The organism is Vulcanithermus mediatlanticus (assembly GCF_055385885.1).
Map to the genome: position 1 here is coordinate 282,712 of NZ_AP042385.1, position 16,601 is coordinate 299,312.

The window sequence follows — 16,601 nt, forward strand, 5'->3', positions numbered from 1 at the left end:
AGGCGTCACCGGGGGTGCTCCCTGCGGGGAGCTGAGAAGGCGGACGCCTACCCTTGGAACCTGATCCGGGTAATGCCGGCGTAGGGAAGGTGACGGCCCAAAGCCCACCTTCCCCTCCTGGTGACGCAAGGAGGGGTTTTTATGTGGAAGAAACTGTCCACCATTTTGCTCTTGGTCCTCGGACTCGCCTACGCGCAGGAGCTCCGGGTCCTCACCCACAACAGCTTCGCGCTCTCCAAATCGCTCATCCAGGCCTTCGAAAAGGAAAGCGGCATCAAGCTCCGCTTCATCAAGGGGGGCGATGCCGGAGAAACCTTAAACAAAGCCATCCTCACCAAGGACGCGCCCATCGCCGACGTGCTCTACGGGGTTGACAACACCTTCCTTTCCCGGGCCCTCGAGGAAGACCTCTTCATCGCCTACGCCTCGCCGCAGGTGAGAATGCTTCGTTCCGAACTCATCCTCGACCCCAAACTCCGGGTTATCCCGGTGGACTACGGCTACGTCACCATCAACTACGACAAAGAAGCCCTCCAGGGCAGCGCCCTCCCCAAGACCCTCGAGGAGCTGACCAAGCCCGAGTGGGCCAAGCGCCTGGTGGTCGAAAACCCCGCCACCAGCTCTCCCGGCCTCGCCTTCCTGCTCACCACCGTGGCCAACTTCGGCGATCCGGGCTACCTGGATTTCTGGGCCAAGCTCCGCGATGGCGGCGTGAAGGTGGCCAAGGGATGGAGCGAGGCCTATTTCTCCGACTTCACCCGTTACGGGGGCGACCGTTCCCTGGTGGTGAGCTACACCACCAGCCCCGCGGCCGAGGTCTACTTCTCGGAGGGCAAGTACCAAACGCCCCCCACCGGCAACCTCGACATCCCCAAGACCGCCTTCTTCCAGGTCGAATTCGTCGGCATCCTCAAAGGCACCAAAAACCTGAAGGCCGCCCAGAAATTCGTCGACTGGCTGCTTTCGAAAAAGGTCCAGGAGGACATTCCGCTCAACATGTGGGTCTACCCGGCCCGTCGGGACGCCGCGCTGCCTCCGGTGTTTAAGTACGCCCAAATCCCAGCGTATCCCGCGAAACTGGACCCCGACACCATCCGCGAAAAGCGCAGCCGCTGGATTCGCGAGTGGACCAAGGTGGTGCTCCAGGGCCTCAGCCCGGAAGAGGCGCGAACCCAACCATGACCAAGCGCGGATGGACGACCGGCAGCGCCTACGCCCTGCCGGTCTACCTTTTTCTCGCCATCGCCGTGGTCTACCCCCTGGCCAAGGTCCTCGCGCGCGGGGTGTCCCCCGAGGCGCTCTCGGTCTTTTCCGACCGATACTTGTGGGAACGCCTCCTTTGGAGCCTGGAGTACGGGCTCGCGGCCAGCGCCCTGGTGATCCTGCTCGGGGTGCCCCTCGCTTACAGCCTTCGCTACCGCTTTCCCGGGCGGGAGGCCTTTCTCGCGGTCGCCGGCGTTCCCTTCGTGATGCCGACCATCGTGGTCGCCACCGGATTCCTCACCCTGCTCGGACCTCGGGGGATCGTTGGCAGGGATCTCTCGGGAACGGTCTTCGTGCTGCTTTGGGCCGCGGTCTTTTATAACCTCGGCCTCGCCACCAGGATCCTCCACGGCCTGCTGGCCCGCCAGGGCGAGGCCCTCGAGGCCGCGGCGCGAACCCTCGGGGCAAGCCCCCTTCGCGCCTTTTTTCGGGTCACGCTTCCCCTCCTCAAAAGCGGCCTCTGGGCGAGCGGCGGTCTCACCTTCGTCTATACCTTCGCCAGCTTCGGGGTTCCCCTTTTGCTCGGGGGCTACAGGTACGCAACCCTCGAAGTCGAGGTGTACCGGCGCCTCGCCTACGAGCTCGACTTCCCCCGCGCCAGCGCCCTGGTGGTCTGGCAAAGTGCGGTGCTCGCCTTGGTGAGCTTCGCCTATCTCCGTGCCCAGTCGAAACTGGCCCCGAGCCTCGGCGAGCCCCCCGTGCGCACGCTTCCGCCCCGGGCCGCCTGGCTCCTCGCCGCGCTGGTGTGGGGCGGTATGCTGGTCCTCTTCTCCCCCCTCTTGGCCCTGATCGCAAGGAGCTTTTACGGGCCAGAAGGCCTGGGACTCGACAACTACCTCCGCCTGCTCAGGCCCCAGAGCAGCTACTTCTCCCCCGGACTCCTCGAGGCCACCGGCAACACCCTGCGTTTCGGCCTGGCTTCTTTGGCCCTCACCCTGCCGGTCGGGCTCCTCTACGCCCTCGGCGTGGCCCGAAAGAGCCCCGGGCTCGACCTGCTGGGCTTCTTCCCCCTTCTCGTCAGCCCGGTAAGCCTGGGGATCGGCTACCTCCTGGCCTACCCCCACCTCCGGGCCAGCGCCTGGATCCTGGTGCTGGCCTATGCCACCCTCGCCTACCCCCTTCTCGGGCGGACGCTCATTCCCGCACTCCGGGGCCTGAAACCCGAGTTCCTCGAGGCGGCCGCCACCCTCGGCGCCGGCGCCTGGCGGCGCTTTTGGCGCGTCGAACTGCCCCTCATCCGCCCGGCGCTGGCCGGGGGCATGGCCCTGGCGCTGGCCAGCGCCATCGGCGAGTTCGGCGCCACCATGATTCTGGTCCGGCCGGAGTGGGCCACGCTCACGGTGGCCATCTACGACCGATTGGGGAAACCGGGCATGGCCAACTTCGGCGAAGCGCTGGCACTCTCGGTGATCCTCATGGGGCTTTCGGTGTTCCTTTTCGCCCTGGTCGGGCGCGAGGGGAAACTCGGCTAAGTACCTCGCAAGAGCCAGAAGGAGCGCAGTCACCTGAAAAAACGCTCGGGCCCTCCAGGCTCCATGGGGCTTATGCCGGGCTGTCCAAACGCCCGTGGGTGCCTGCCGAGGCGCGCCGTGTCAGACTAAAGCAGCGTGGTGGGTCATGCTTCGTCTTGAACGCATTCGAGTGGCAAACGCCGGCTTCGAGCTTTCCATCGACCTCGAGGTGAATTCAGGCGAGACCCTGGCCCTGCTCGGGCCCTCGGGAAGCGGTAAGACCACGGTGCTCCGAGTGATCGCCGGGCTCGCCGCTCCGGACGCGGGACGGGTCTGGATCGGCGAACGCGACGTCACCCGGCTGCCCAGCGAACGGCGCGGCATCGGCTTCCTCTTCCAGGACTACGCCCTCTTTCCTCACCTCTCGGTGTACGACAACGTGGCCTTCGGCCTGGTCGAGCGGCACTGGGCCAGGGCTGAGATCGAGGCCCGGGTCACGGCGCTGCTTGAAAAAACCGGTCTCACCGCTCACCGCAATAAAAAGCCTGCCCAGCTCTCGGGCGGGGAGCAACAACGGGTGGCCCTGGCCCGGGCGCTGGCCCCAAGGCCGCCGATCCTCCTGCTGGATGAGCCGCTGGGGGCGCTCGACCTCCGACTTCGTGAACACCTGCTCCTAACGCTCAAACGGATCTTGAAAGAAGAGCAAACCACGGCGCTCTACGTGACCCACGACCAGTCCGAGGCCTTCGTCCTGGCCGATCGGGTTGCGATCATGAGAAACGGCCGCATCGTCCAGCTCGGCACGCCAGGCCAGGTCTTCCAAAAACCCAGCAACGTCTGGTGCGCGCGCTTCTTGGGCCACAAGAACGTGCTCGCGCCGGATGAGGCGCGTCGCCTCGGGCTCAGGGAGCGCCACTGGCTGCTCCCGCCCACCGCCATTGCCCTCGGCGGGTCGGAAAAGGCGGAGGTCCTGGAGGCGCTCTTCCTCGGCCCGCGCATCGGACTCTGGCTCAACGTGCGCGGGGTGCGCCTTTACTGGGAAGGACCCCTCGATCCCCTCCCCGAAGAAGGCAAAAGCCTGGGCTTACGGATCGATCTCGAGCGCGCCGTACCCTTAGAACCATGAAGGCCGTCATCCTTCTCGCCGGACCGCTCTTTGCCACCCCCGCGGCGCGAAACGCGGTCGAGGGGGCGCGCTGGGTCATCGCCGCCGACGGCGGGATCCGGCACGCCAAAACCCTCGGCCTCGACGTCGGACTCTGGGTTGGCGACTTTGACTCCAGCACGCCGCAAGACCTCGCCGACTTCTCCGGCGTTCCCCGCCGGACCTACCCCCGGGCCAAGGACGCGACCGACGCCGAGCTTGCGACCCAGGCGGCGCTCGCTTGCGGGGCGAACGAACTCTTGCTCCTGGGGGGTTTGGGGGGCGAGCTGGACCACACCCTGGCCCACCTCACCCTCTCGCTCAAGCTCGCCGAGGCCGGGGTGAGCGCCTCGGTGACCGACGGTCTGCGCTGGGCCTGGCCCCTGGTCCCGCCGGGGCGCGAGCTGGCCCTGGAAGCGGACACCCCCTTCAGCATCGTTCCCATGACCGACCTCGAGGGGCTCACCATCGCGGGCGCCCGCTGGGAGGCGAGTTCACTCTCGCTCGGGCTGGGCAGCACCCGCACCCTGCGCAACGTTGCCCTGGGCCCGCTCCGCCTCGGGCTCAGCCGGGGCCGGGCGGTGGTCTTCGCCGACCGCTCGCCTCGGGCCGCAGAGGCTCCTTAAGCTAAGAGCCATGGACGTCTTGCCCCTCAACGCCTTGATCGAAGAACTCGAGGCCTTCGACCCCTTGATGCGGGCGGAGATCGACCCCTACGGGACCCTCCTCGCCCACCTGGAAGGGGGGTACGGTGGCGAAACCATCCTGCTCTGGGTCCCCTGGGCCGACGCCCCCCAGGCGCTCGGCGCCCTGGGGTCGCTGCGCTTTCGGGGGCGGGTCATCGTCGGCATCGACGTCTCCCCCGGCGATGCCTGGCCGCTCGGGCGCGCGGTCGAGCGCCTCCAGCCCAAACGGGTCCTGATCGTCGCCGAAGGCTCGGGCATCGGGACCAGCTTCCAGGGATTCAAGGAAGTCGAGGCCGAGGGAGAAGTTTCCCGGGTCGCCTTCGACGATCCCAAACCGGCCAGGACGCTCGTCAGGAAAACGCCGACCGGGGTCCACTACCTCGAGGTCCGGGCCTACGCCCCCTGGAAAAGCCCCCTGCCGAGCCAGGCACCGCTCATGAACGGTGCCCCCTCACCGCACCAGGGCGCCTCCGCCCTCGAGGCCGGGGCCACGCCTTACGGTCTCGGGCGGGTTAATCTAGAAGCGAGCCTGAAGGCGTGGCTTTTTGCTTTCGGGCTTTTGAGGGAGGGAGAGCCATGACTTGGATCCTCTTGCTGGCGGGTTTTACGCTCGGCGCGGCCATCGTCTCGTTCATCTTCTACCGCCTTTTTAATCCCAAAACGCTCACCACCGAGGGCGAGGGGTTCGATCTCACCCTGACCTTGGGTCTCGTGGCCATGATCGTCTTCACCGCCGCCGCGGTGAGCTCGATGTTCCTCTTGGGACGGCTATATCTTCCCCTCGAGCTCGGCGGTTAAACCCCGGCCGAAGCCAAAAGCGACGGCAGGGACTCACCCCTCGCTGGGGGCGGTGTCCTGGGCGGGTGAAAAGCGGTTCAGGTAACGGAGGTCGTCTTTCAAAGCCTGGCGGGTGATTGCCAGCACGGGCTTGAACTGGGCCGACCAGCCGGTCTCGAGGGCATCGAGGCAGAGCAGGAGCTCGCGCACACGCTGGGCCTCGGTCCGGCGCCGTTTGAGGCCGCCCTTGCGGGCGCTCTCCGCCAGGTTCTCAAAGCGACGCACCAGGCACACCCGGGGCACCCCGCCCACGTCGCGACAGGTGAGATCGGGATGCCCCGGGCAGGTGGCGTAGACGCTGGGGTAGCGGGTTCCGAGTTCCGGGTGCCCGGCGAGCGCCATGCCGAGCGGGCCCGAAAACACCGCGGCCAACCACTCATATCGCCGGGATCGCTGCCGCCGTCGATCGCTCTCGGTGATTACCGCTCCCTGGTCCATAAAAAGTCCTTCACCCTCAGTCTACGCCAAAGGCCCCGCGCGGGGCCTTTGGCGCTTTGTTTTGCCTCCGGTGGCGCTTATGCAAAGCCCGGGCTCAGCTTTTGCCCTTCTTCATCATCTTTTCCATCATCGTCTGGAGCTCGGCCTCCTTGGCCTTGGCCTTGTCGAAGGTTCGGGAAACCACGCGCAACAGCTCGAGCAAGAGTCCGAGCCCCTTTTCGATCTCGGGGTCCGAAAGGGCCCTGAGCAGACCGATGACCGTCACCTTGGGGGGGTTTTTGAGCTTTTCCGGGGTGAACACCTCTCGCGCGGCGTCGACGCCGAGGTCGAGCATCATCCCGGCGGCGGTGGGATCGATCCGGCTGAGGAAGTCGAGCGCGTTGCCGGCATGGGAAAGCAGGCGCAACACCTTGGGATCGGCGAGCATGCCGAGGTTTTCCGCAAGCGACTCGGAGAGGCTCCCCAGGATCTCCAACGCCCCGCTCTTGTTGAGCTTTTCCAGCGTGTCCGCGAGCTTCTCAAGCGCCTCGGCCTGCTCGAGGAAACGGGCGAGCACCGAAATGAGGCGCAGGTTGCCCGGCTCCATGATCATGCCGAGGTTTTCCGAGAGCGTGGCCCCAAGCTCCATCTCCCCGAGCAGTCCCAGTCCAGACCCCTCCAGGATCTTTTCGATTCGCTCGAGGCGTTCTTCAACCGTTGGCATCCTCTCCTCCTAACCGATCAAGGTGGCGAACCAATAGCTCTCGAAGAGCATCTTGGTCACCCGGACCCAGCGCCCAACCGCCATCACGCCACACGATGGCATCCCGGTGCCCTCGAGTACCTTTTCGAAGCTGCACTGGGGCAAAAGCGCGTTGTCGCCGAAGTCCATAATGCACATCGCCACCGGGTCGAAGGGCTGGCCGATGTAAGCCCCTTTGAGGTCGGAGGTGATCACGCCGGCGATGTACTCGGCCTGGAAGTGGGCGACGACCCCTGCCGGGGGCAACATCAGCGAAGGGTTCACCGTGTCGCCGATCACGAAGACGTTGGTGTACTTGACGTGACGGAACGTGCGGCGATCTACCGGGGGGAAACCGTTTTCACCGGCCAAAGGCGAGCTCCGGACCACGCGGTTGGGGGCGAACGGCGGGACCAGGATGAGGAGGTCGTAGGCCAGCGTCCGCCCGTCCTTCGCCCGGACCTCGCCACTGCCTGCTTCGGCCAGCTCAAAGCCGCCGTGGAATCCAATGCCCTTCTCCTCGAGGATCCGCATCACCCGCTCGGAGATCACCGGCCCCATGCCCGCGAGCGGCGCCGGGTTCATGTGGAACACGTCCACGCTCGAGCGGTCGCGCACGCCCTTGACCTTGAGGGCGAACTCGGCCATGCCCGCCACCTCGTATGGCGCGGGTGGACAAGGGTAGTAGGGGCTCGACACGCCGATGACCACCCGCCCACCGGGGAAGGCCTTCATGCGTTCCCTCAGCGCCATGGCGCCATCCGGCGACCAGGGCGCGACCGCGTCGGCCGTCGGCTGGGGCTGGGGTTCAGCCCCCAGGGAGACCACGAGGTAGTCGTAGCCGAACGTTCCCTGATCGGTGACAACCCGGTTCGCCTCGGGCTCGATCGCCTCCACCTCGGCCTTGACGTAACGGATGCCGCGCTTTTCCACGTTGGCCAGCGGGCGACGGATATCGTCCACTTCCCGCATCCCGAACGCGACCCAGGGCAGGCCGGGAAGGAAGTAGTGGTAGTCCGAGCGGTCGATGAGCGTAACCTCGACCTCCCGGCCCAGCAAGCCCTTGACCTTATTGGCCGCCACCAAGCCGCCTGAACCTCCGCCCAGTACCAGTACCTTTACCGCCATCTCGAAACCTCCTTTGCCATACCCAATACCCGTTTTTAATGTAGATCCTTTCACAACGAGAAATGTCCCGGCTTAGCCCAATCATAGAGCGATCGCCCCTTCGGCATCGGAACACGTGAGCCGGGAGGCGGCCCGTCCTCCCAAAGACTTCAGTCACGCTGTTGGGGGTATAGGATCAGAGCGCCCTCAGGTCTCCGAAGATCAACCAGCCCACGCCTTCCGGCGTCGCCTCGAGCCGGACCTTCAGCCAGGCCGCCATCCGCTCCGCCAGCCGCACCAACGCATCGTCCGGCGACGCGCTCACCACCAGGGCGGTCAGCTGGTAAAAGCGTTGGCTCTCGGTCGGGGTGCCGTCATCGAAGAAAGCAAAGGGAGGGCGGATTGGGTCGGTTGCCAGGTGCACCGTCTCACCCTCGAGCTCGACCTGGGCCGGGAACCACGAGCCGGGGTCGACCTCGAGGGTCCGGGGGTGCCAGAGATAGCCTTGCAGCAAGCGAACGGCGCGCATACCGAGCCGGATTTAGGGCCGCGCAGGCGCGGCGGGGAGACGGATGCCTTCGGCCTTGAGGGCCTTTAGGAAACGCGGGGGGTCGGTGAAGCGGTGGACCTTAAACCCGAGGGCCCGGGCCGCCTCGGTATTGACCTCGTTGTCGTCAACGAAGAGCACCTCAGGTGCCGGCAGCCCCAGGCGTTCGAGCGCCAGCTGAAAGGCCTCGGGTTGAGGTTTTTTGAGGCCTTCTTCGTTCGAAAACACCGCAGCATCGAAGCGATCGAAATACTCCTCGGCCCGCAGAAACCGCGAGATCACCGGATAGTTGTTGGAGAGAAGACCGACGGCGACGCCCTCGGGCATGGCGGCGAGCAGTTCGTACATTTCGGGCCTGGGCGCCACGCTGCCCAAAAAGAGCCGCTGGAAGGTGGCGTAGGGGGCTTCAACCCCCAGCGCCTGCGACAGGACGTCCCAAAACCGCCGCAGCGTCCACTCCCCGAGCTCCAGGCGCTCCACGTGCTCGAAGTAGGCTCGCGACACCCGATCCTCGGGCAGGGCAAAGCGCCGCGCCAAATTGCGGATGACCCGACCGTCAAAGGTCCCGACGGTAAAGACACCGCCCCAATCAAACAGCACCCCGCGGATACCCATGCGCTCCATTTTAGTGAGGCCCAGCTTCAAGAGCCAGCCTCATCCGCGACCCAGGTTCCCGATTTGCCGCCCTCTTTGTACAAAAGACGGATCGGGCCGATCTCGATCCCCTTCGCCGCCGCCTTCAACATGTCGTAGACCGCGAGCGCCGCCACGCTGGCCGCGGTGAGGGCCTCCATCTCAACGCCGGTTTCGGCCTTGGTCTTGACCTCGGTGGTGATCCGCACCTGACGGGTCTCGGCCACGAGCGCCACGTCGACCTTGACCCGGCCGATCGGGAGGGGGTGGCACAGGGGAATGAGGTCGCTCGTGCGCTTTGCAGCGGCGATCCCGGCGATCTGCGCCACCATCAGAGGATCCCCCTTCCCCACGCCCCCCTCCTCGAGGGCGCGCCAGGCCGGTTCGGGGAGGCTGACCACCGCCTCGGCCCGGGCCACCCGAACTGTGGGCACTTTCTGGGTGACATCGACCATCCGCGGCTCGCCGTCTTCGAAGTGGGTCAGTTTGCCCATGAACAACCTCCTCACACATCCTTGTGCTCAAAGAGCAACACCGCCAGGACCGCAAAACCCAGCGTATAGATCACCAGCAGCAATAAGCCCGGCCCCGCTGCCTCCGGCCGCAGGTAGAGATCGAGGTAACGGGTCAGCAACAGCGGCGTGATCGCCGGGAAAACCACCAACAGGCGCATCAGCAACACGGTGGCCAGGGTGGCCAGGGCGCTCGCGGTCGTGGAGAGGAAGACCACCGCGTAGAGGAGCGCGAGCACGGCGATCGGGAGCAGGGTCAGCGCGGCCAGGGCATAGGCGCGAAGAATCTCACCCAGCGCCTCGCCGGCCCCAAGATACCCCATGCCGGCAAACCCACCCTCCCCAAGGCCGGTTCCCCCGAAAAATCCACCGAAACCATGGGGAAGCCCGGCCACGATCCCGGCACCCAGGCTGGCGCCGAGGAAGAGAAAGGGAATGAACAGCACCGCGAGGAGCTTTGCCAGCACGATTCGTGTTCTGGACATCGGTCGCAAGAGCAACGCCTTGAGCGTGCCCATGCTCACTTCGCTCCCGAGCACCTCGGAAGCCGCCATGGCGACCAGGAAGGGGTACAAAAACTCCATTCCCGCCAGCAACGCCAGCGCCGGGACCTGCCATCCCGAGACCAGCTGCAGTCCGTAGACCGCCTTGAGACCGGGCGCGACCGACCAGATGAGGGGCAACACCACCGCGGCGAGCAACCCGAGCCTGACCGAGCGCAGGTGCCGGAGTTTCTCAATCTCCCACAAAAACAACCTAGCCATGCGCCACCCGCTCCCGATAGTATTCGTAGAGATCGAAGTAATCGCGCGTTACCTCGAAAACCTTGAAGCCCCCGGCAACGAGCGCGTCAACCGCCCCCTCGACGGCGCCCTCCACGATGACCCACTCGCCACGCAAACGAACGTTCTGGAGGGAGGGCAGGGTTCGCAAAAGGGCCGTCGCCCGGGGCGGGTCGTCCACCCGGATGCGGTGGCGCGTTTTCTCAGCGGCCACGCTGACCTCGTCGACCAGCCGGCCGCCGCCGAGGATGCCTACCTTGTGGACGTAGGCGCTGACCTCGCGCAGATGATGCGTGGAGATGAGCACCGCGGCCCCCCTCGAGGCCTCCTCGGCGAGGATCTGGTGCACCTTCCCGATCCCGACCGGGTCCAGGCCGCTGGTTGGCTCGTCGAGCACCAACACCTCGGGCCGGGCGAGAATGGCCGCGGCCAACCCCAGGCGTTGCCGCTGCCCCAGCGAGTAGGTGGCGACCCTCTGATCGGCGACCGCCATGAGCTCGAGCTGGGCCAAAACCTCCCGGATCCTCGAGGCCGCCCTTCTTAAGCCTGCCATCCAGGCCAGGCGCTCGAGGTTTTCCCGGCCCGTGAGCTGGGGATAAAAGGCTGCTGGCGCCTCGACCACCGCCCCGAGGTGCCGCCGAAGGGCCCAGCCCCCCTCGTGCACCTTTTGACCCATGAGGCGCACTTCGCCGGCGGAAGGGAAGGCCAAACCGGTGACCAGGCGGATCACCGTGGTCTTCCCCGACCCGTTGGGGCCGGCGAGGGCGTAGACCTCACCCGGCTGGACGCTGAAACTCACCTGCTGTAAGACCCATCGCCGACCGTAGCGCTTGCCAAGCTCAATAGCCTCCAGGGCGGACACGTCTTTGAGTCTAGGAAAAGCCCAAGCTTTTTGCTACACTGTCGCTGCCCCCGGTCCGACGCGGCGACCCGCCGTGAACCGGGTCAGGCCCGGAAGGGAGCAGCCCTAAGCGGTCAGGGTCGGGTGCCGTCGGGGCACCGGGGGCGCTTCTTTGCATTCTCACCCCGGTGCCGCCTACCCTAACGGACGACAGACCCGACGGCGTTCCCGGTATGCTGGGGACGTTGCCCAAAGAGAGCTTACGGAGGATCTATGGACCCTATCTTTATCGAAATCGGCCCCCTGACGATCCGCTGGTACGGCCTTTTGATCACCGCCGCTATCTTCATCGGTTACACCATCGCCGAACGCATCGTCAAAGCCCGGGGCCACGACGTGGAACTCTTTTCCCAGGCAGCGTTTTGGGCGGTCATCGCCGGGGTCGTGGGCGCTCGCGTGGTGTACGTGCTCACGAGCTGGCAGGACTTCGCCGGCGATCCCGTGCGCGCGCTCTACATCTGGCAGGGCGGGCTCAGCTTTCACGGCGGCATTCTCGGCGGCATCGCCGTGTTTTACTTCTTCGCCAAACGCCACGGCGCACCGGTCTACGACTACCTCGACGCGGCACTCCCCGGGGTCGCGCTGGGGATTATCGCCGGGCGGATCGGCAACCTCATGAACGGATCGGACACCGTGGGTCGCCTGACCACCCTCCCCCTCGGCTTCACCTGGCCGGACTGGGCGGTGGGCTTCCCCGGCATCTGCACATCGACCGGCGATTTGGCTTGGGGCTATTGCGCCGGCGAAATCGTCCGCGGCCCCGTGCACCTCACCCAGATCTACGGGGCGCTGGTGGGGCTTATCCTTTTGGTCCTGGTGTGGCGCTGGCTCAAACGAGGCACGCCGGGCTATGCCTTTTGGAACTTCGTTTTGGCCTACAGCCTGCTCCGCTCGCTGATCGAAGAGCCCTTCCGGCTGAACCCCCTTTGGTGGCCGGTCTATCAAAACGATCAACTGGGCATCGGTCTATTCACCGCCACCCAGCTGGTCTCGATTCCGCTTATCCTAGTGGCTTGGTACATGCTTCGGCGTATGGGGGAGCAAAGGCATGGAACATAGCGTGGTCATTCTGGCGGCCGGTCTTGGAACCCGAATGCGGTCGAAGGTGCCGAAGGTTTTGCACCCGCTCCTGGGGCGTCCGATGCTCCGCTACCCCGTGGAGGCTGCGCGCCAAAGCGGCGCCAGGGAGACGGTGGTGGTCGTGGGGCACGGCGCCGAACGGGTCATGGAAGCCCTGGCGGACCAGGGCGTACGCTTTGCCCACCAAAAAGAGCCTCTGGGCACGGCGCACGCGCTTGCTGCGGCCAAACCTGCCCTCCAAAACTTCACCGGCGCCCTGCTGGTGACCAGCGGTGATACGCCGCTCATTTCCAAGCGCACCCTCCACCGCCTCAAAGAAGCGCTTGGGGCCCAAGGCCGGGGCATGATCGTCCTCACCATGAAGAAGGACGATCCTTATGGCTACGGGCGCATCGTCCGAGGTGCCGATGGCCGGGTGGCCAGAATCGTCGAGGAAAAGGATGCCTCGCCCGAGGAACGGGCGATCACCGAAGTGAACACCGGCGTCTACGCTTTCGACGCCAGGGTGTGGGATCTCTTGGCCAAGGTCAAGAACGATAACCGGGCCGGGGAGTATTACCTCACCGACCTGGTGGCGCGCTACCTCGAGGCCGGCCTCCCCGTCGGCGCGCTCATGGCCGAGGACCAAGAGGAGCTCATCGGGGTGAACACCCGCGCCCAGCTGGCCGAGGTCGAACGCGTCCTGCTCGACCGCCTGCGCGCCGGCTGGATGGAGCGCGGGGTGCGCATGATTCTGCCGGAGACCATCTACCTCGAACCCGAGGTCGAGCTCGCCGCCGACGTGGTCCTCGAGCCGGGGGTCATGCTCAAAGGCACGACCAAGATCGCCGAAGGCGCGCGCATCGGCGCTTACAGCGTGGTCGAAAACAGCGTGGTCGGCGCCGGGGCCGAGGTCCGACCGCATTCGGTCCTCGAGGGCGCCCGCCTCGAGGCCGGGGCCGTCGTCGGTCCCTTGGCCCGTTTGCGCCCGGGGGCGGTGCTTGAGGAAGGCGCCTTCGTCGGCAACTTCGTGGAGGTCAAAAACAGCGTGCTCGGCCCGGGAACCAAGGCCGGCCACCTGGCCTACCTGGGCGACGCCACCGTGGGAGCCGGTTCAAACATCGGGGCCGGGGTCATCACCGCCAACTACGACGGTAAGAAGAAGCACCCGACGCGCATCGGCCAGCAGGCCTTCGTCGGCTCGAACTCGGTTCTCATCGCTCCCGTCAACATCGGCGATCACGCCTTCGTAGCCGGCGGCAGCGCCATCACCAAGGACGTTCCCGAAGGCGCCCTGGCCATCGGTCGGGGCCAGCAACGCATCATCGAGGGCTGGGTGTGGCGAAAGCGGAAAGGAGTATCCTAGGGGACAGGGAGGTTTGGGGATGAACCTTGGCATGCCGGAAATTCTCGTCATCCTGGTAATCGCGCTCCTGCTCTTTGGTCCGAAGAAGCTCCCTGAGCTCGGGAGAAGCCTGGGACAGTCGATCCGCGAATTCAAAAAGGGCGCTTCCGAGATCAAGGAAGAGCTGGAATCGGCCATGAATGATGAGCCCGCCCAGCCAAAGGCGAAGCCAAAAGCCCAAGAAGACATTCAGGTCGGGGCCAAAGAGAGCTAGGCGATGGCCGAAAATCCATCAAGTGGGGGGCTCAAAGAAGCCCCTCTGGTCGAACATTTGGAGGAACTGCGGGCCCGCATCCTGAGGGCACTTCTGGCCTGGGTGGTCGCTGCGGGCGTGGCCTATGTGTACCGCGTTCCCCTCCTGGCTTGGCTCAAGGTGCCGCTCGACCGCGCCGCGGCTCAAAACGGTACCCCGGTCAACCTCATCGTCCTCGACATCACCGAGCCGTTCATCACCGCGCTCCGGGTGGCCGCTTTTGGCGGTCTGGTGCTGGCCTTGCCCTTCATCATCTACCAGCTCTGGGCCTTCGTCGCCCCCGGGCTCTACCCCCACGAACGTCGCCTCGCCGCTCCCTTCATCGTCGCCGCCGGGTTCTCTTTCGCCGTGGGCGCCGCCTTTGCCTACTACGTCCTGCTGCCCTTCGCCGTTCCCTTCCTGCTGGGCTTTTTGGGCAACGTGGTCACGCCCCAGATCTCGATCGGGCGCTACATCGGACAGATCCTGACCTACATGACAGTTATGGGCATCCTCTTCGAGATGCCCGTCCTTTCGTACTTCCTCTCACGCCTGGGCATTCTCTCGGCCGGCTTTTTGGCCAGGAACTGGCGCATCGCCGTGGTGGCGGTGATCACGCTGGCGGCAATCATCACCCCAACGGTTGACGTGATCAACCTCTCGCTGGTCAGCATTCCCTTGCTGGCACTCTACTGGCTGTCGGTGGTGGTGGCCGGCGTCGGCGAGCGCACGCGTAAGCGCTCGGAGGAGCGTCGTGGAAACGCGGATTAAAGAACTGAGGCGCGAGATCGACCGCATTAACCGGGAACTTCTGGCCCTCCTCTCGGAACGGGGGCGCATCGCGGCCGAAATCGGCCGGATCCAAACCGCCCTCGGACTCCCCCACTACGACCCACTCCGGGAATCCGAGATGCTCGACGCCCTGACCCGGGAAAACCCGGGGCCCTTCCCCGCGGAAACGATCAAGAAGCTCTTCAAAGAAATCTTCAAAGCCAGCCTGGCCCTGGAGGAAGCCGAGGACCAAAAGACCTTCCTTTACTCGCGCCGAAGCCACCCCGAACCCACGATGGTTCGCGCCGGCCCGGCGGTGTTCGGCGGCGGCGAGAAGCTCGTCGTCGCCGGACCCTGCGCCATCGAATCGCCGGCGCAGATGGAGGAAGCGGCGGCGTTCCTCGCCAGCAAGGGGGTCAAGGTGCTCCGCGGAGGCGCTTACAAGCCGCGCACCAGCCCCTACGCCTTCCAGGGACTCGGCAAGGCGGGCCTCGAGATCGGCCGGGAAGTGGCCGATAAGTACGGCATGGCCTTCGTGACCGAGGTCATGGACACGCGCGACGTGGAAACGGTGGCCACCTACGCCGACATTCTCCAGATCGGCGCCCGCAACATGCAAAACTTCGCCCTTTTAAAGGAAGTGGGCCAGGCCAAAAAGCCGGTCTTCCTCAAGCGGGGCATGAGCGCCACCATCGAGGAATGGTTCTACGCCGCCGAGTACATTTTGAGCCAGGGGAACGACCAGGTCGTCCTGGTCGAACGCGGCATCCGCACCTACGAACGGTGGACGAGGAACACCCTCGATCTTTCGGGAGCGGTGCTCGCCAAGCAGGAAACGCACCTGCCGGTGGTGGTCGATGTGACCCACGCTGCCGGGCGCACCGACCTCCTGGCCCCGCTGGCCAAGGCCGCGCTCGCCGCCGGGGCCGACGCGGTCCACGTCGAGGTCCACCCCAACCCGCTGGTGGCGCTTTCGGATAACCAGCAGCAGCTCGACTTCCCCGCCTTCGAACGCTTTCTCGAAGAGATCTCAGCCTTCCTCGGGACAGGGGCGAGTGAGTAGGTCAAAGGCGGCCCGCCAGACCTTTTCCGGATCGTGGTTGTAGTCCCGCGTGAGCGCGGGCCACAGCACGCACTGCACCAAAGCGGTGAGGGCCATCGCCAGCTCCTCGGCCTGGAGATCCTGACGGGCGCTTCCTTGCGATTGCGCCGCGCGCACCGCGCCCAAAAGGGCTTCCCAGCTCTTGGAAAACTGGGCGCGGAGCGCCCTTTTGGCCTCTTCGGGCAGGGCTTTTTCGAACTCCCGGGAAAAGAGCAATCCGAGCCCCGCGTCCTCTAGGAGGGCGCGGCTCCTGGCCTCGACGAACTGATGCAACCACGAGAGGGGATCCGCCTCGGCCGGGAAGGAGGGCAGCGTGGCCTCGAGGCGGGCGCAAAGACGCTCGGCGAGCGCCGAGAGAATGACCTTTTTGCTGGAGAAATGACGGAAGATCCCGCCCGAGCTCAGCCCCACCCGCCGGGCGATCTTCTCGGTGCGAAGCGCCGCAACGCCTTCCTCGAGGCACACCTCGAGCGCGGCATTTAAAATCTCTTCCCTGCGCTCGCTGCCCTTCCGGCGCCGTTTTTGAGGTCCCAATGCGGTGGTCATCGCCCTCCCAGCCATAACCCGCGGGGGCGGGCAACGCCCGCCCCCGCCGAAAGGCCAAATGCCTTCACGACGTCGCCTTGGGCGTCGCAGGAGACGTCGCCGCCCAGATGGCGATGATAACCACTGCCAGCGAAATAATCCAGAAGTTCCACGCCGCGACCGAAGTTCCGAGGAAACCGAACAGCCAGGGGGCCAGGAAACCGATGACCCCGACGGCTGCGTTCCCCCAGTCCTCCCAGCGCTGCTGGTCGGAGATCGAGAGCCCGGAAAGGATGACCACCAGCGCGCCCAAAACCCAGGCGCTCCATGCCGCCGCTGAGGTGCCGGAAAACCCCAGGATCCACGGCGACAGGAACAACCACGCGCCCAACACCAAGTTCGCCCACTCCAGCCGGTTTTTCATCGCTCTCCCCTCCCACCGTCCATTGTATAAGTAAGCACTCACTTATACAAGCCTGGGTTAT

21 protein-coding genes, 1 other RNA gene and 1 riboswitch are annotated in these 16,601 nt (G+C 65.5%); of the genes, 12 read left to right on the forward strand and 10 right to left on the reverse strand.

Going from position 1 to position 16,601, the window contains the following annotated elements; translation table 11 throughout:
• A riboswitch (TPP riboswitch) is annotated at positions 1-105 on the forward strand.
• Between the two features lie 36 nt (positions 106-141).
• The 6 genes from ACZ5BT_RS02340 (at position 142) to ACZ5BT_RS02365 (ending at position 5,342) form a co-directional block, all read left to right on the forward strand.
• Complete coding sequence (locus ACZ5BT_RS02340; protein ID WP_464885024.1) at positions 142-1,182, forward strand: thiamine ABC transporter substrate-binding protein; 1,041 nt, start codon at positions 142-144, stop codon at positions 1,180-1,182.
• Positions 1,179-2,735: an ABC transporter permease gene (locus ACZ5BT_RS02345; protein ID WP_464885025.1), complete on the forward strand. Its 1,557-nt coding sequence runs from the start codon at positions 1,179-1,181 to the stop codon at positions 2,733-2,735. Before ACZ5BT_RS02340 ends, ACZ5BT_RS02345 begins: the two co-directional genes overlap by 4 nt.
• 145 nt (positions 2,736-2,880) lie before the next feature.
• Positions 2,881-3,840 (forward strand): ABC transporter ATP-binding protein, encoded by a 960-nt coding sequence (locus ACZ5BT_RS02350; RefSeq protein ID WP_464885026.1) that lies wholly within the window; start codon positions 2,881-2,883, stop codon positions 3,838-3,840.
• On the forward strand, positions 3,837-4,484 hold the full coding sequence (locus tag ACZ5BT_RS02355; RefSeq protein ID WP_464885027.1) for a thiamine diphosphokinase: 648 nt from the start codon (positions 3,837-3,839) through the stop codon (positions 4,482-4,484). The genes ACZ5BT_RS02350 and ACZ5BT_RS02355 overlap by 4 nt, the downstream gene beginning before the upstream one ends.
• Before the next feature lie 10 nt (positions 4,485-4,494).
• Positions 4,495-5,124, forward strand: coding sequence for a hypothetical protein (locus ACZ5BT_RS02360; RefSeq protein WP_464885028.1), 630 nt, complete (start codon positions 4,495-4,497; stop codon positions 5,122-5,124).
• Complete coding sequence (locus ACZ5BT_RS02365; protein ID WP_464885029.1) at positions 5,121-5,342, forward strand: hypothetical protein; 222 nt, start codon at positions 5,121-5,123, stop codon at positions 5,340-5,342. The genes ACZ5BT_RS02360 and ACZ5BT_RS02365 overlap by 4 nt, the downstream gene beginning before the upstream one ends.
• A 33-nt stretch (positions 5,343-5,375) precedes the next feature.
• On the opposite strand, the gene ACZ5BT_RS02370 is transcribed toward ACZ5BT_RS02365, so the two are convergent.
• From ACZ5BT_RS02370 to ACZ5BT_RS02405, 8 genes are all read right to left on the reverse strand, one after another.
• A complete protein-coding gene (locus ACZ5BT_RS02370) occupies positions 5,376-5,819 on the reverse strand; it encodes a hypothetical protein (RefSeq protein ID WP_464885030.1) in 444 nt (147 codons plus the stop codon).
• A 94-nt stretch (positions 5,820-5,913) separates the two neighbouring features.
• The gene (locus ACZ5BT_RS02375; RefSeq protein ID WP_464885031.1) at positions 5,914-6,522 is read right to left on the reverse strand and encodes a helical membrane plugin domain-containing protein; all 609 of its coding nucleotides are present in this window, start codon (positions 6,520-6,522) and stop codon (positions 5,914-5,916) included.
• A gap of 9 nt (positions 6,523-6,531) precedes the next feature.
• Positions 6,532-7,668, reverse strand: a complete 1,137-nt coding sequence (locus tag ACZ5BT_RS02380; protein WP_464885032.1) for an NAD(P)/FAD-dependent oxidoreductase — start codon at positions 7,666-7,668, stop codon at positions 6,532-6,534.
• A 175-nt stretch (positions 7,669-7,843) separates the two neighbouring features.
• Positions 7,844-8,176, reverse strand: coding sequence for a DUF3208 family protein (locus ACZ5BT_RS02385; protein WP_464885033.1), 333 nt, complete (start codon positions 8,174-8,176; stop codon positions 7,844-7,846).
• 12 nt (positions 8,177-8,188) lie between these two features.
• A complete protein-coding gene (locus ACZ5BT_RS02390; protein ID WP_464885034.1) occupies positions 8,189-8,809 on the reverse strand; it encodes an HAD family hydrolase in 621 nt (206 codons plus the stop codon).
• Positions 8,810-8,835: 26 nt separating this feature from the next.
• Entirely contained in the window at positions 8,836-9,321 is a 486-nt protein-coding gene (moaC, locus tag ACZ5BT_RS02395; RefSeq protein ID WP_464885035.1) for a cyclic pyranopterin monophosphate synthase MoaC, read from the reverse strand.
• Positions 9,322-9,332: 11 nt separating this feature from the next.
• Positions 9,333-10,103 carry an ABC transporter permease gene (locus tag ACZ5BT_RS02400; RefSeq protein ID WP_464885036.1) on the reverse strand — a complete coding sequence of 257 codons (771 nt, stop codon included), beginning with the start codon at positions 10,101-10,103 and terminating at the stop codon, positions 9,333-9,335.
• Positions 10,096-10,983 carry an ABC transporter ATP-binding protein gene (locus ACZ5BT_RS02405; RefSeq protein ID WP_464885037.1) on the reverse strand — a complete coding sequence of 296 codons (888 nt, stop codon included), beginning with the start codon at positions 10,981-10,983 and terminating at the stop codon, positions 10,096-10,098. Before ACZ5BT_RS02405 ends, ACZ5BT_RS02400 begins: the two co-directional genes overlap by 8 nt.
• 47 nt (positions 10,984-11,030) lie before the next feature.
• Between ACZ5BT_RS02405 and ffs the strand changes: the two genes are divergently transcribed.
• The 6 genes from ffs to ACZ5BT_RS02435 all read left to right on the forward strand — a co-directional run bounded on the left by ffs (position 11,031) and on the right by ACZ5BT_RS02435 (position 15,552).
• An RNA gene (ffs, locus tag ACZ5BT_RS02410) (signal recognition particle sRNA small type) lies at positions 11,031-11,124 on the forward strand.
• 111 nt (positions 11,125-11,235) lie between these two features.
• Positions 11,236-12,081, forward strand: a complete 846-nt coding sequence (gene lgt / locus ACZ5BT_RS02415) for a prolipoprotein diacylglyceryl transferase (protein WP_464885038.1) — start codon at positions 11,236-11,238, stop codon at positions 12,079-12,081.
• The gene (glmU, locus tag ACZ5BT_RS02420) at positions 12,071-13,447 is read left to right on the forward strand and encodes a bifunctional UDP-N-acetylglucosamine diphosphorylase/glucosamine-1-phosphate N-acetyltransferase GlmU (protein WP_464885039.1); all 1,377 of its coding nucleotides are present in this window, start codon (positions 12,071-12,073) and stop codon (positions 13,445-13,447) included. Before lgt ends, glmU begins: the two co-directional genes overlap by 11 nt.
• A 19-nt stretch (positions 13,448-13,466) precedes the next feature.
• Positions 13,467-13,700 carry a TatA/E family twin arginine-targeting protein translocase gene (locus ACZ5BT_RS02425; protein WP_464885040.1) on the forward strand — a complete coding sequence of 78 codons (234 nt, stop codon included), beginning with the start codon at positions 13,467-13,469 and terminating at the stop codon, positions 13,698-13,700.
• A 3-nt stretch (positions 13,701-13,703) separates the two neighbouring features.
• Positions 13,704-14,489 carry a twin-arginine translocase subunit TatC gene (gene tatC / locus ACZ5BT_RS02430; protein WP_464885041.1) on the forward strand — a complete coding sequence of 262 codons (786 nt, stop codon included), beginning with the start codon at positions 13,704-13,706 and terminating at the stop codon, positions 14,487-14,489.
• On the forward strand, positions 14,473-15,552 hold the full coding sequence (locus ACZ5BT_RS02435; protein ID WP_464885042.1) for a bifunctional 3-deoxy-7-phosphoheptulonate synthase/chorismate mutase: 1,080 nt from the start codon (positions 14,473-14,475) through the stop codon (positions 15,550-15,552). Before tatC ends, ACZ5BT_RS02435 begins: the two co-directional genes overlap by 17 nt.
• Here ACZ5BT_RS02435 and ACZ5BT_RS02440 read toward each other — a convergent pair.
• Positions 15,520-16,137: a TetR/AcrR family transcriptional regulator gene (locus tag ACZ5BT_RS02440; protein ID WP_464885043.1), complete on the reverse strand. Its 618-nt coding sequence runs from the start codon at positions 16,135-16,137 to the stop codon at positions 15,520-15,522. The two genes, ACZ5BT_RS02435 and ACZ5BT_RS02440, sit on opposite strands and share 33 nt — an antisense overlap.
• Before the next feature lie 64 nt (positions 16,138-16,201).
• The gene (locus ACZ5BT_RS02445; protein WP_464885044.1) at positions 16,202-16,540 is read right to left on the reverse strand and encodes an SPW repeat protein; all 339 of its coding nucleotides are present in this window, start codon (positions 16,538-16,540) and stop codon (positions 16,202-16,204) included.
• Positions 16,541-16,601 lie beyond the last annotated feature (61 nt).

What these genes read in the sequence shown, in the direction of transcription:
- ACZ5BT_RS02425 (WP_464885040.1), top strand. Translation starts at nt 13,467, where the DNA reads ATGAACCTTGGCATGCCGGAAATTCTCGTCATCCTGGTAATCGCGCTC.
- tatC (WP_464885041.1), top strand. Translation starts at nt 13,704, where the DNA reads ATGGCCGAAAATCCATCAAGTGGGGGGCTCAAAGAAGCCCCTCTGGTC.
- ACZ5BT_RS02355 (WP_464885027.1), top strand. Translation starts at nt 3,837, where the DNA reads ATGAAGGCCGTCATCCTTCTCGCCGGACCGCTCTTTGCCACCCCCGCG.
- ACZ5BT_RS02360 (WP_464885028.1), top strand. Translation starts at nt 4,495, where the DNA reads ATGGACGTCTTGCCCCTCAACGCCTTGATCGAAGAACTCGAGGCCTTC.
- ACZ5BT_RS02380 (WP_464885032.1), bottom strand. Translation starts at nt 7,668, where the DNA reads ATGGCGGTAAAGGTACTGGTACTGGGCGGAGGTTCAGGCGGCTTGGTG.
- ACZ5BT_RS02400 (WP_464885036.1), bottom strand. Translation starts at nt 10,103, where the DNA reads ATGGCTAGGTTGTTTTTGTGGGAGATTGAGAAACTCCGGCACCTGCGC.
- moaC (WP_464885035.1), bottom strand. Translation starts at nt 9,321, where the DNA reads ATGGGCAAACTGACCCACTTCGAAGACGGCGAGCCGCGGATGGTCGAT.
- ACZ5BT_RS02340 (WP_464885024.1), top strand. Translation starts at nt 142, where the DNA reads ATGTGGAAGAAACTGTCCACCATTTTGCTCTTGGTCCTCGGACTCGCC.
- ACZ5BT_RS02350 (WP_464885026.1), top strand. Translation starts at nt 2,881, where the DNA reads ATGCTTCGTCTTGAACGCATTCGAGTGGCAAACGCCGGCTTCGAGCTT.
- ACZ5BT_RS02370 (WP_464885030.1), bottom strand. Translation starts at nt 5,819, where the DNA reads ATGGACCAGGGAGCGGTAATCACCGAGAGCGATCGACGGCGGCAGCGA.
- ACZ5BT_RS02390 (WP_464885034.1), bottom strand. Translation starts at nt 8,809, where the DNA reads ATGGGTATCCGCGGGGTGCTGTTTGATTGGGGCGGTGTCTTTACCGTC.
- ACZ5BT_RS02345 (WP_464885025.1), top strand. Translation starts at nt 1,179, where the DNA reads ATGACCAAGCGCGGATGGACGACCGGCAGCGCCTACGCCCTGCCGGTC.
- glmU (WP_464885039.1), top strand. Translation starts at nt 12,071, where the DNA reads ATGGAACATAGCGTGGTCATTCTGGCGGCCGGTCTTGGAACCCGAATG.
- lgt (WP_464885038.1), top strand. Translation starts at nt 11,236, where the DNA reads ATGGACCCTATCTTTATCGAAATCGGCCCCCTGACGATCCGCTGGTAC.
- ACZ5BT_RS02375 (WP_464885031.1), bottom strand. Translation starts at nt 6,522, where the DNA reads ATGCCAACGGTTGAAGAACGCCTCGAGCGAATCGAAAAGATCCTGGAG.
- ACZ5BT_RS02385 (WP_464885033.1), bottom strand. Translation starts at nt 8,176, where the DNA reads ATGCGCGCCGTTCGCTTGCTGCAAGGCTATCTCTGGCACCCCCGGACC.
- ACZ5BT_RS02445 (WP_464885044.1), bottom strand. Translation starts at nt 16,540, where the DNA reads ATGAAAAACCGGCTGGAGTGGGCGAACTTGGTGTTGGGCGCGTGGTTG.
- ACZ5BT_RS02440 (WP_464885043.1), bottom strand. Translation starts at nt 16,137, where the DNA reads ATGACCACCGCATTGGGACCTCAAAAACGGCGCCGGAAGGGCAGCGAG.
- ACZ5BT_RS02365 (WP_464885029.1), top strand. Translation starts at nt 5,121, where the DNA reads ATGACTTGGATCCTCTTGCTGGCGGGTTTTACGCTCGGCGCGGCCATC.